The sequence below is a fragment of the Stutzerimonas stutzeri genome, from assembly GCF_013522825.1.
GTDB lineage: Bacteria > Pseudomonadota > Gammaproteobacteria > Pseudomonadales > Pseudomonadaceae > Stutzerimonas > Stutzerimonas stutzeri_AK.
Map to the genome: position 1 here is coordinate 1 of NZ_JAAMQZ010000063.1, position 11,324 is coordinate 11,324.

The 11,324-nt window shown below is 64.5% G+C and carries 8 protein-coding genes and 1 pseudogene; 3 read left to right on the forward strand and 6 right to left on the reverse strand.

Translation table 11 applies throughout. The annotated features are described in order from the left end of the window. Positions 1 to 421 precede the first annotated feature (421 nt). Entirely contained in the window at positions 422 to 652 is a 231-nt protein-coding gene (locus G7020_RS22840) for a hypothetical protein (RefSeq protein ID WP_181087144.1), read from the forward strand. Between the two features lie 32 nt (positions 653 to 684). On the opposite strand, the gene G7020_RS22845 is transcribed toward G7020_RS22840, so the two are convergent. From G7020_RS22845 to G7020_RS22860, 4 genes are all read right to left on the reverse strand, one after another. Then, a complete protein-coding gene (locus G7020_RS22845) occupies positions 685 to 1,779 on the reverse strand; it encodes a DUF1513 domain-containing protein (protein WP_181087145.1) in 1,095 nt (364 codons plus the stop codon). A 2-nt stretch (positions 1,780 to 1,781) separates the two neighbouring features. Then, positions 1,782 to 2,855, reverse strand: coding sequence for an imelysin family protein (locus tag G7020_RS22850; RefSeq protein WP_181087146.1), 1,074 nt, complete (start codon positions 2,853 to 2,855; stop codon positions 1,782 to 1,784). Between the two features lie 30 nt (positions 2,856 to 2,885). Continuing rightward, positions 2,886 to 4,301, reverse strand: coding sequence for a di-heme oxidoredictase family protein (locus G7020_RS22855; protein WP_181087147.1), 1,416 nt, complete (start codon positions 4,299 to 4,301; stop codon positions 2,886 to 2,888). A 151-nt stretch (positions 4,302 to 4,452) separates the two neighbouring features. Beyond that, positions 4,453 to 5,793 (reverse strand): imelysin family protein, encoded by a 1,341-nt coding sequence (locus G7020_RS22860; protein ID WP_181087148.1) that lies wholly within the window; start codon positions 5,791 to 5,793, stop codon positions 4,453 to 4,455. Positions 5,794 to 5,980: 187 nt separating this feature from the next. On the opposite strand from G7020_RS22860, the gene G7020_RS22865 reads away from it, so the two are divergent. Beyond that, on the forward strand, positions 5,981 to 6,553 hold the full coding sequence (locus G7020_RS22865) for a LemA family protein (protein ID WP_181087149.1): 573 nt from the start codon (positions 5,981 to 5,983) through the stop codon (positions 6,551 to 6,553). 16 nt (positions 6,554 to 6,569) lie between these two features. Beyond that, positions 6,570 to 7,454 (forward strand): GIDE domain-containing protein, encoded by an 885-nt coding sequence (locus G7020_RS22870; protein ID WP_181087150.1) that lies wholly within the window; start codon positions 6,570 to 6,572, stop codon positions 7,452 to 7,454. Between the two features lie 19 nt (positions 7,455 to 7,473). On the opposite strand, the gene G7020_RS22875 is transcribed toward G7020_RS22870, so the two are convergent. Further along, complete coding sequence (locus G7020_RS22875) at positions 7,474 to 9,534, reverse strand: putative bifunctional diguanylate cyclase/phosphodiesterase (protein WP_181087151.1); 2,061 nt, start codon at positions 9,532 to 9,534, stop codon at positions 7,474 to 7,476. A gap of 151 nt (positions 9,535 to 9,685) precedes the next feature. Further along, positions 9,686 to 11,203 (reverse strand): annotated as a pseudogene (locus G7020_RS22880) (HAD-IC family P-type ATPase); the annotation flags it as partial. Positions 11,204 to 11,324 lie beyond the last annotated feature (121 nt).

Genomic DNA, 11,324 nt, shown 5'->3' on the forward strand with positions numbered 1-11,324 from the left:
CCATCGAGGTCTACAACACGGAACGACCGCATCTGTCTCTGAAATACAAAACGCCCGATGCCGTGCATCGGGCGTTTTAGTACCGAAATCTAGCTGAATCGGTGTAAACCTATTTCAGGACTAGACACTGGCAGGTTGTTGCGGATGGACGTCTCCCGTGGAGCGGGCCATGCCCGCGAAGCTGTTGCGCTGAATATTCGCGGGCAGGGCCCGCTCCTACGGACTTTCAGAACGCAGCCGCGACAACCCGTAATGGGTGCATAGACTTTTTTATGCGTGCGTGATGCGCATTCGCCTGGTCTGCGAGCAGTTGGTCGATGCTTTTCAGTGTGCTGTTTGACCGCCGGTCACTTTTTCGGCAACTGTGCAATCCTTGAACTAAGGTGAGCTCTCAACTCACCCAATAACAAAGGCTTGCGCGATGAAGCTTGAAATGGCACGAGGATTGTTTCTGATCGGCGCGCTGGGTATCGCCTCGCTGTGTGCGGCAGCCTGGAGCGAGCCCAATGCCAAGGTCGTGGCGCGCAGTGCGTTAGCCGATTACTGCCCGGTACCGCGTCTGGTCCAGGCTTCGGCGGTTGAAACGCGGCCCGACCAGGATCTGCTGCTGTTCCTCTATGGGATGTCGCAAAGCCTGGTGGGACGAGGCTGAGGCGGGCGTGACGAATCGGCGGGGGCCGCCCCTCAGATCAGGCGCAGATGGTTGTCCCATAGGCCCGCAGGCAGCTCAAGCGGCGTACTGACAACGCGTTTGCCACTGCAATCGAGCAGTCTGCAGCGTCCCTGACCGGCGCTCACCACAAAGCCCTGTTCCGTCGCCGAGATCCCTGCGCAATCGGGCAGGTGGATTTCCTGACGCAGCTCGGCGTTGTCCAGATCCCAGAGCAGGACTTTGTTGCCGCGTGGCGCTGTGACTGCCAGCAGGCGTAGCTCATCGTTGATCGCCAGGCTGGCGGTGTACTGGTTCATCGTCTGGCGCTGTGCCTCGCCCAGCGGGAAGGGCTGGAAGGCCTGGCCAGGCCGCTTGATCGCCAGCAGCGGCGCCTGATCCAGAGGGTCGCCTTCATATTGTTGCCCGGACACCACGGTGCCATCGGCGGCGACTGCGAGGTGGCGTACGCTGTTCATTCGCTCGGGCAGTTGCTCCTTGCTGACCAGGGTGCCGTCTCGCTGCAGCAGCACCAGGCTCGGTTCCATGGCGTCGAGGTTCATCATTTCGCGACTGTCGGCTTCGGTACGGATGCCGCCATTGGCGATCACCAGGGTTTCGCCATCGGGCATCCACAGCAGTTGGTGCGGGCCTATGCCGTGGGTCGAATGCTCGCCAACGCGAATCAGTTTTCGCTCTTCGACACGGTAGATACCGAGCACGCCACGACCGGCATCGCGGGTATCGTTCTCGGTGGTGTAGAACCACTCGCCACTGGCGTGGAACACGCCGTGGCCGTAGAGGTGACGGTCCTCGGGCGTTGCCAGAACCTGCAGCAGGCTGCCGTCGCGGCTGTCGATCAGGTAGCTTTCACGGCTTGGCCGGCGCCCGACGAAAACCGCCAGCGGCAGGTAGGGATGGGTATGCACGTCATGGCAGCGCTCGTTCACCTGTGTGGCGAACACGCAGCTGCCATCGAGCCGATAGCCGACCGCGTAGTGGCGACCATCGGCATCGTTGCGTGCCGAAAGCAGCAGCGGCTGCCCGCTGTTGCGCGCGAGGCTCCAGCCGCCAATGGCGGACGCTACGGCCAGGGTGCCACCCAGCCCGAGAAAGGCGCGACGTTTCATGTTCAGTCCCCGTCGTGGGCGTTGAAGCCGATCTGTACGCCCAGCGCCTTGGCCAGTTCGCTTTGATGCAGGCGGTGCAGTGTGTCGATATTGCGGTACAGCGTATCGAGCTGTTCGCGTCCCGCTTCGTTGGCAAGCAGCACGCTGAACGGCTGGTCGAGTCCGGCCAGCTGCTGGCGAGCCGTTGCATAGGCGGCATCGATACGACCGGCCAGCTCACCCTCAGCGGTCGGGATCAGTTGCTTCAGGCCCTTGTCATCCCTGCCCTGCCACAGTTGCTGGGCGCCAGCGAGGGCGGCGTCGAGGCTGCCGAGCGTGGCATCGCTGCGCCAGGCTTCGGCCTGGAAGGGTTGCGGGTAGCCCTTGGTCTGCCGGCCAAGCGGGGCGCCGAGTTTTTTCTTCAGGCCGTCCAGAGCGGTGACCTGTACACGCAGAAGGTCGGCGATGGCTTCCTCCGACTCGGCATAGCGTTCATTGGGGAAATGGCCGAGCTGCGAGGCCATACCGTCTTCGCCCTGCCAGGCCTGCAGCATGTCGGCGCCAAGCTGCTGCTGGTGCTCGCCTATGGCCTGCAGGAGCGGGCAATAGCGCGCCTTGGTTTCAGGGTCGGCCAGGTCGACGGCCTGGTCATAGAGAATATATTCATAGGCCGAAAGGCCTTGGACCACGACACTGGCATTTTCCAGATCGGCACGGGTCAGGTCGGGCTTGCTTTTCAGCAATGCGGTGACCTGGCGACCGACCAGATTCTTCTTGTCGGGCCAGAACTGTACCTGCCAGGCGCGATTGCCTTCGCCCATGGGACCGACCAGGAGCGGCTGTAGCCCAGCCCAGGCGAGCTGTGCCTGGACGAATGTCTGGCGCGCTTCGTCCAGCTCTTCGTTGCCCGCGCAAAACGCAATGCTGCTGGCGGCCATGCGCCGGTTGGCTTCGGCCCAGTGACCGTAGGCCGGCAGCAATACGTCATCAGTCAGGGCTTTGCTGGTTTCTGTGAGTGGATCGGAGGGCGCGCAGGCGCTGAGCAGCAGGCCCAGGGCGGCAGCGCTTGCAGCGCGGAAGATCGGCTTGGCGGACATGGGGTTCCTTGACAGCAGTTTTATGGGGCATCAGAGCGATTCGAGAAAGGCCAGCAGGGCGTTGCGCTGCTCGGCAGCGAAGCCCAGCACGACCTGCCGGGAGCGCTCGGCTTCGCCACCGTGCCAGAGTATGGCTTCGAGCAGATTGCGCGCGCGACCGTCGTGCAGGAACTGGGTATGGCCGCTGACCGTTTCCGTCAGGCCGATGCCCCAGAGCGGTGGCGTGCGCCATTCGCTGCCGCTGGCTTCGAACTCCGGGCGGTGGTCGGCCAGCCCCTCGCCCATGTCGTGCAGCAACAGGTCGGTATAGGGGCGGATCAGCTGGTTGGCCAGTTCGGGCTCGGCGGCATCGCCGGTGGTGAAGGCGGGTGTGTGGCAGCTTTGGCAGCCTGCCTGGTGGAACAGCGTCTTGCCGGCCAGGACCTGCGGATCGTCCACCTTGCGCCGGGCCGGAACGCCCAGGTTGCGGGTGTAGAACAGGACCTGGGCCAGGATGTTGTCGCTGACCTCCGGCTCGCCACCGTCGGGCAGCGCGCGGCAGTCGGCTTGCTGCTCCGTGCAACTGCTGCCGCTGAACAGGCTGGTGCTCAGGCCCATGTCGTTGAAAAAGGCGTCGGCATTCTGCTGGTTGAGATTCGGCTGGCCGGCCTTCCAGCCGAAGCGACCGATCACCGTTTGGCCTGTGACCTGATCGTAGACCCGGTTGGGGCGACCGGAAATGCCGTCGCCGTCGCGGTCGTCCGGGTCGGCATTGGCCAGCAGCGCGGCTTCGGGAATGGCTTCCAGCAGCCCGAGGCCGATCATCTGTGGCGCCACGCGAATGGAAAACAGGGTTTCCGGATGCAGCGGGCCGTAGCCTGGTTCGCTGATCTCCAGATGTGGCGTGCGCAGCTCCACTTCGAAGCCGTCGGCGAAGCGTTGCGTATGGGTGCCGTAGCTGAGGCGGACCTTGCCTTCGGGCGCCGCGCCGGGAATGGCCATGTCCTGCAGCTGGCCGCCGTAGGTGGGTTCCGGTGCGATGCCGCGCTGCCTGACCACCTCGGCATGTTCCGGGCCGGCTGGAATCGATAACCGCACCAGCATGGAAACGGCATTGCCATTGCCGGCGAGCGCGGGGTGACCGCGGCCATCCTTGATGTGGCAGTTCTGGCAGGCATTGGTATTGAGCAGTGGGCCAAGGCCGTCGCGGGCGGTGGTCGAGGCCGGGGCGATGACCCAGGGATTCCTGAAGAAACTGTTGCCGACACTGAAGTCCAGCCGCCGCACCGGCGAAAGATTGGCCGAAGGCATGGAGAAGGCGTTCTGGTCGAACTTCATCACGGTGGCGCTGCCAGCGGACAGCGCTTCCCCCGGCTCGGCCTGCCCGAAGCGCGGCGCCTGATCTTCACAGGCGACAAGGCCCAGCGCCAGGAGCAGGGCGGCGGTGGAGGGCAAGAGCGGGTGCATCGGATCGTACCTGGGCCTTTGAGGGCCGGCATCTTAACAGTTCAATGGAAGCTTAATAAGAGGTATTTGCATTCGCTGGCGCGGGCGGAGTCGACCAGCTCTGGTGTGAGAAGGGCGGCATTGCGCCGCCCTTCCATGTCGCGATGCCGGATCAGAATTCGTGATCGGCGGTGTCGGGGTTCAGGTCGGTGATGCCCAGCGCGGCGGCGGCCTTCTCGATCGAGGCGGTCTGCTGCACCAGCGCGGCGATGGCGGCACGGACCTTGTCCTGGCCTTCGCTGTTGTCCGGTGCGATCAGCTGGTCGAAGGCCTCGCCATTTTCGGCGCTGACCACCAGTACCTGCAGCTTGGCATCGGTGGTTTCCAGGTCGGTCTTCAGTGTGACGTTGACCTCCGGGTCGATGCCATCGACCAGCGACGCCAGGCTCGGGCCGCTGAGCGTGCTGCCGTCCACGCGCTGGTATTCGCCGAGGTAGACGTTGCGGATGCCGCGGGCGTTGAAATAGTGGGAGTTGTGCGTGTTGTCGCTGAAGCAGTCGTGTTCGTCTTCCGGCGAGTTGGCTTCCAGAGCGACCTTCATGCGTTCGCCGGCCAGCTCGCCCAGAGACAGGCTGCCCATGCCGAAGAACATCTTGCGCAGGCCGTTTTCGGCGGACTCGCCCTCCAGGCTGGCGCGGTAGTTGCCCGTATTGCCGGGCGCCCACTCGCCGACCATTTCTTCGAGGTCGCTGACCAGCAGGTCGGTGGCGGCTTTGAGGTAGGTCCGGCGACGGTCGCAGTTGTCGCCGGTGCAGCCTTCGCCTTCGAGGTAGTCACTGACCGGGCGTGTGCCGGCGCCGGCCTCGGTGCCGTTCAGGTCCTGGCCCCAGAGCAGGAATTCGATTGCGTGATAGCCGGTGGCGACGTTGGCTTCGGAGCCGGCCAGTTCGTTCAGGCTGGCGAGCAGCTCGCCGGTGATGTTGCTGACGTCGATGCTGTCTTCGCCAATCTGCAACTGCTGGTTGGCGATGATGTTGGCGGTGGCGCCGGGGTTGCCCAGAGCGTGCTGATAGTCGCCCTCGACATAGTCGATCATGCCTTCGTCCAGCGGCCAGGCATTGACCTGGCCTTCCCACTCGTCGACCACCGGGTTGCCGAAACGGAACACCTCGGTCTGCATATAGGGCACGCGCGCGGCCAGCCAGGCTTCCTTGGCGGCCTGCAGCGTTTCATCGGTGGGGTTGGCGAGCAGGCCGTCGACGGCCTCCTGCAGCTTCAGCGCCGTGGCGTGGGCATCGCTGAAGATCGCATGTGCCATGTCGGCGTAGTGGCTGACCACCGCCTGTGCCGCTTCCTCGTTCAGGGCCTTTGGCGCGCTCGCTACCGGCTCGCTCTGGGTCGTGGTTTGCGGTGCCGCGGCCTGTTGGGCTGGCGTTTTGTCGTCGCCGCAACCTGCGAGTGAAATGGCGGCGGCCAGGAGGCTGGCGGTGGCCCAGAGAGGAGTACGTGGCATGGCGGGTTCCTTTGCGTGCGTGAGGGTGGAGTGCGGTGGCCGAAGTGCGGCAATCGGAGACGGATCATAATGCGAAAGATTTTCATTTTGTACAAAGAATTGCGTGCTGTGCTCCGCGCATCGTTTCGCTTCGGCGGGTGCCGTTAGAATGGCCGTTTGTCAAATCCGGACTTCATGGAGAAGCCTGATGAGTCTGAGTGCTGTGGTGGTACTGGTCGTGCTGTTCCTCGTCGCCGCTTATGCGGTGGTTCTCTACAACGGCCTGGTGCGCCTGAAGCATGGTGTGAGCAAGGCCTGGGCGAACATCGATGTGCTGCTGCGCCAGCGCCATGAAGAGCTGCCCAAGCTGGTCGAGACCTGCAAGCAGTACATGCAGCACGAGCGCAACACGCTGGAGCAGGTGATCAGCGCCCGCAATGCCGTATCCAGCGCCCGCCAGCAGGGTGATATCGGCGCCCTGGGGCAGGCCGAGACGGGGCTGCGCATGGGCCTCGGGCGCCTGTTCGCCCTCGCCGAAAACTACCCCGAGCTGCGTGCTAACGAGAGCTTTCGTCATCTGCAGCAGCGCATCAGCGGCCTGGAAAGCGGCATCGCCGACCGCCGCGAGCTGTACAACGAATCCGTCAATCTGAACAACGTGCGCATCGAGCAGTTCCCTGACGTGCTGCTGGCGCGGACCTTCGGCTTTGGTCCGGCTGAGCTGCTGCAGTTCAGCGAGGCGCAAAAGGCTGACGTCGATCTCAAGACGCTGTTCGGCTGAGCAGGAGCAGATGAGCATGGACAGCGGAGAGCTGCTGCTGGTCGGTGTTGGCGCTGCGATGTGCCTGGCCGGCGGCTGGCTGTGGGTGAGCCGCTGGACGAAGGCGCGCCACCTGCTGGATACGCCGACTTCGCGGATTCGCTCGGCGGCTCAGGGCTACGTCGAGCTGACCGGCATCCTGTATGAGCTTGCCGAGGCTCCGGGGCTTCTGGCGCCGCTGACAGGCAGCCCCTGCCTCTGGTGGCGTTATCGCATCGAGGAGTATCGCTCCAACGGCAAGAACGGCAGCTGGCGCGTCATCGAGCGCGGTAGCAGCGAACAGCCGTTGCGCCTGGCCGATGCCACCGGCGAATGCCTGATCGATCCACGCGGCGCCGAGGTGTTGCCGGCGCGGCGACAGCGCTGGAGCGGCAGCCAGCGTCATCCCGGAGGCTTGCCGCCCACCGGTCTGCTCGCCTGGCTCGCGGGCAGTCGCCGTTATCGCTACACCGAGGAGCGCCTGCACGCGGGCGAACCCCTGTATGCCATCGGCGATTTCCGCACGGCGGGCGGTGGCCGGCAGGGGTTCGATCGACAGGCAGCCAAAGGGCAGGTTCTCAGGGAATGGAAAGGAGATTACGCCGGCCTGCTGCAGCGTTTCGACAGCAATGGCGACGGCCAGATCGACCCGGCTGAATGGCATCGCGTGCGGCTGGCCGCCAGGCTCGAAGCGGAAGATCGTCATCGGCTCGCCAGTGCCCGCCCCGCGCAGCATCGGCTGGCGCGTCCGGCACCGGGCCTGCCCTTCGTGTTGTCCAGCCATGGCGAGGACGTGCTGGCCCGGCGTTATCGCTGGCAGGCCGCTGGCGGCGCCCTGCTGTGCCTGTGCGGGGCGCTGCTGCTGGCCTCCCGGCTGGCCTGATCGCGGTTTCAGCGGCCTGTCACAGGGTTTCGGAAGTGACGCCCTGCTCGAACCGCAGCGAGTGCTGCAGCAGGCTGAGCAGCTCCGCGGCGGGCAGGGGCTTGCTGTAGTGATAACCCTGGCCTTCGTTGCAGCCCTCGTCGATGAGATAGCGCTCCTGATCCTCGGTTTCCACGCCTTCGGCGATGACCAGCATGCCCAGGCTCCTGCCCAACTGGATGATGGCCCGGACGATGCTCGCATCGCCCTCGTCGGCGCCCATGTCGCGCACGAAGCTCTTGTCGATCTTGATCTTGTCCAGCGGCAGGTTCTTGAGGTAGCTGAGCGAGGAGTAGCCGGTGCCGAAGTCGTCGATGGCGATCAGCGCCCCGGAGCGGCGCAGGCTGTGCAGGTTGCGGGTGGCGGCGGAGATGTCTTCCATCAGGCCGGTTTCGGTGACTTCCAGTTCAAGACTTTCGGCGGGAAGGTCATAGGTATCGAGCAGGCCGCTGATGATCGCTGGCAGCTCGGCATGGTGCAGTTGCACGGCGGAAAGATTGACCGCCATACGCAGATCTCTGAACCCCAGCTGATGCCATTCGCGCAGTTGCCGGCAGGCCTGGTCCAGTACCCACTCGCCAATGGCGATGATGCTGCCGCTCTGTTCGGCGAGCGGAATGAAGACATCCGGCGGAATGAATCTGCCGCTCGGGTGCGACCAGCGCAGCAGGGCTTCGACGCCGGTGATGCGCTTGAGCCGATAGTCGATCTGCGGCTGGTAGACCAGGTGGAACTCGCCTCGCTGGACGGCTTCGGCAAGGTCCTTCTGCAGGCCGCGGCGCTCACGCATTTCATTGTCGATGCTGGCGACGTAGAACTGGTAACGGTTGCGCGAGCGGCTCTTCGCCAGGGTCATGGTCTGCTCGGCTTTCTGCAGCAGCTTTTCCGTGCTGCCACCGTCCTCGGGATAGAGGGTGATACCGATGGTCGCGCGCAGGCGGATGCTCTGCTGGTCGAGAGTAAAGGGACTCTCCAGGTCATCGAGGAGCTTTTGCGCAAGTTCAGCGACTGCGTAGGGCTCCTCGAAGCCGGACAGCACCAGTACGAACTGGTCGCCGCCGAGGCGCGCCAGTGCGCTGGTGCGACCGCTCTGGCTGCGCAGGCGATCAGCCATGGCTATCAGCAACTTGTCGCCGCTCTGGTAGCTGTACTGTTCGTTGATACCCTTGAAATCGTCCAGGCCCAGGCAGAGCACCGCGACACGGCGCTGCAGGCGTTCGGCTTCGCTGAGAATGTGGCCGAGTTGCTGCTGCAGCTGCAGGCGATTGGGCAGGCCGGTGAGCAGGTCGTATTGGGTCATGCGTTGCAGGCTGGTTTCCGCCGCGCGGCGCAACTGCATATTGCGCTCGATGGCCATGAGCAGGCCGTTGGCGGTTTCGACCCACAGGCCCAGCTCGTTCTTCTCGTGGCCCTTGAGCATCGGCAGCTTGTATTCGCCGGGATGGTCCGGGTTGATGCGTGACAGGTGTTCGATGAGTTTGGTCAGTGGCCGCGTCAGCAGCGATTCGTAGATCAGGTAGAGCACCAGGCCCATCGTCAGCGCACGCAGGATACCGATCAGGAAGAGCATCATCGAGGTGTCGATTAGCACTTCGCCATAGGGCGCGGTATCGAGGGTGATATGCAGATCGCCGTAGTATTCGTTGGTGGGCGGGCGCCCCGCCAGGGCAACGGAAAACGCCTGCTCGCTGCCCAGGATCAGGTCGGTCAGCCAGCGTGACGACGACTCCAGCAGCGGACGGGTCTTGTAGGCCAGGGTTTCGTCGTCAGGGTGGCCAATGAAGGCCTTGCGAACCGATTCGTGCTGGAACAGGCCTTCCATGACCTGGATGCCCATCTCCCGGTCCAGGTTATAGATCGCCTGGGTGGACGGGTCGCGGGTCATGCGCAGGATGCGCTGCGCTTCGGCTTCGATCAACTGGCGGGTCTTGTAGGCCTCGAAGACGATCTGTGCGCTACTGAGTACCAGCCCAACGGCCAGGGCAGACAGCAAGACTACACGTAGCAGCTTTCGCGACAGTCTGTTGCGCAATTCGGTCAAGAGAATTTCCTTTTTCCGGGCCGGTGCTTATCGCAAGCAGTGGAACTCATGTCAGGTAAAGAGGCTTCATGGCCATGAGTACAGACATTAGCAGAAGCCCCGGAGCGATGCGCAAAGGGGTGATGGCATTTTCACTCGCATCAGGCTGGCTTTAAGCACGGGATGCCAGCGGCGTGCGGCGCATCAGCAGTTTCTCCAACTCGGCGACGCAGAACACCAGCAAGCCGGCGCCCAGTACCTTCAGCCACTCCAGCGGTGACAGTGCGGTGGAGCCGAACAGCCCCTGCATCACCGGTGTGTAGGTGAAGGCCAGCTGCAGCAGGATGCAGGTGGCGATGGCCAGCAGCACGTAGCGGTTGCCGGTCAGGCCGGCACGGTTGGTTACCGGGGCGAAGATCGATCGGCTGTTGAGCAGGTAGAACATCTCGGCCATGACCACCGCGTTGACCGCCAGGGTGCGGGCGGTTTCCAGGTCGCCACTGCTGTTCATCTCCCAGAGGAACAGGCCCAGTGCGCCGGTCATCATCAGCACCGACACCATCAGCACGCGCCAGACGAAGAAGCCGCTGAGCAGCGCCTGTCCGGGCGGGCGCGGGCGGCGGGTCATGATGCCGCGCTCGGCGGGCTCGAAGGCCAGCGCCAGGCCGAGCGTGCTGGAGGTCACCATGTTGATCCACAGCACCTGCGCCGGGGTCAGCGGCAGGGTCAGCTCGAAGAGGATCGCGGCGATGATCACCAGCGCCTCGCCGCCGTTGGTGGGCAGCATGAAGAGGATGAATTTCTTCAGGTTGTCGTAGACCGCGCGGCCTTCGCGCACCGCCGCGGCGATGGTGGCGAAGTTGTCGTCGGCCAGCACCATGTCGGAGGCTTCCTTGGCCGCCTCGGTGCCCTTGAGGCCCATGGCGATGCCGACATCGGCGCGCTTGAGCGCGGGCGCGTCGTTCACGCCATCGCCGGTCATCGCCACCACCTGCCCGGAATCCTGCAAGGCCTGCACCAGGCGCAGCTTGTGTTCGGGACTGGCGCGGGCGAACACGTCGACCTCCTGCACCACCTGGCGCAGGCCGGCGTCATCCATCAGCGCCACTTCGGCGCCGGTGAGGGCGGGCTTGCCGACGCCGATAGCCAGTTCGGCGCCGATGGCCCGCGCCGTCTCGGCATGGTCGCCGGTGATCATCTTCACGCGGATGCCGGCGCGGTGGCAGTCGGCCACGGCGGCGATGGCTTCCTCGCGCGGTGGGTCGATGATGCCGACCAAGGCCAGCAGGCAATAACCAGCCTGCATGTCGTCCATGGCGAGCTGGTCGTGGACCGGCTGCGCACGCTTGTAGCCCAGGGCCAGCAGGCGCAGGCCACGGGCGGCGATGTCGGTGGCCATGCGCCGCCAGTAGTCGGGGGCCAGCGGCTGTTCACCTTCCGTACCCAACTGGCTGCTGCACATCTCCATGACGCGCTCGGGCGCGCCCTTGACGAAGATCCAGGGTTCGCCATCGCGGTCCTGGTGATAGGTCGCCATGAAGCAGTGCTGCGACTCGAAAGGAATCGAATCCAGGCGCGGCCAGGTGTCGGCGGCGATCTGCGAGGTCAGGCCGGTCTTGCCGCCGAGCACCAGCAGTGCGCCCTCGGTGGGGTCGCCGTCGATGCGCCACTGCCCGGCTTGCTCGGTAAGCGCTCCATAAACCCCGTCCGCCAGACAGAGTTTGTTTTCAGGAAGTCGAGGCAGAGGCCGGCGAGCAGTTCCACGGCAGCAGCGCTTCGTAGTCTTCGACGCTCTGTGCTGCGGGCAGGCG

Bases quoted from the DNA above. Each gene is read 5' to 3' on its own strand.
- G7020_RS22840 (WP_181087144.1), top strand. From the start codon at position 422: ATGAAGCTTGAAATGGCACGAGGATTGTTTCTGATCGGCGCGCTGGGT.
- G7020_RS22845 (WP_181087145.1), bottom strand. From the start codon at position 1,779: ATGAAACGTCGCGCCTTTCTCGGGCTGGGTGGCACCCTGGCCGTAGCG.
- G7020_RS22850 (WP_181087146.1), bottom strand. From the start codon at position 2,855: ATGTCCGCCAAGCCGATCTTCCGCGCTGCAAGCGCTGCCGCCCTGGGC.
- G7020_RS22855 (WP_181087147.1), bottom strand. From the start codon at position 4,301: ATGCACCCGCTCTTGCCCTCCACCGCCGCCCTGCTCCTGGCGCTGGGC.
- G7020_RS22860 (WP_181087148.1), bottom strand. From the start codon at position 5,793: ATGCCACGTACTCCTCTCTGGGCCACCGCCAGCCTCCTGGCCGCCGCC.
- G7020_RS22865 (WP_181087149.1), top strand. From the start codon at position 5,981: ATGAGTCTGAGTGCTGTGGTGGTACTGGTCGTGCTGTTCCTCGTCGCC.
- G7020_RS22870 (WP_181087150.1), top strand. From the start codon at position 6,570: ATGGACAGCGGAGAGCTGCTGCTGGTCGGTGTTGGCGCTGCGATGTGC.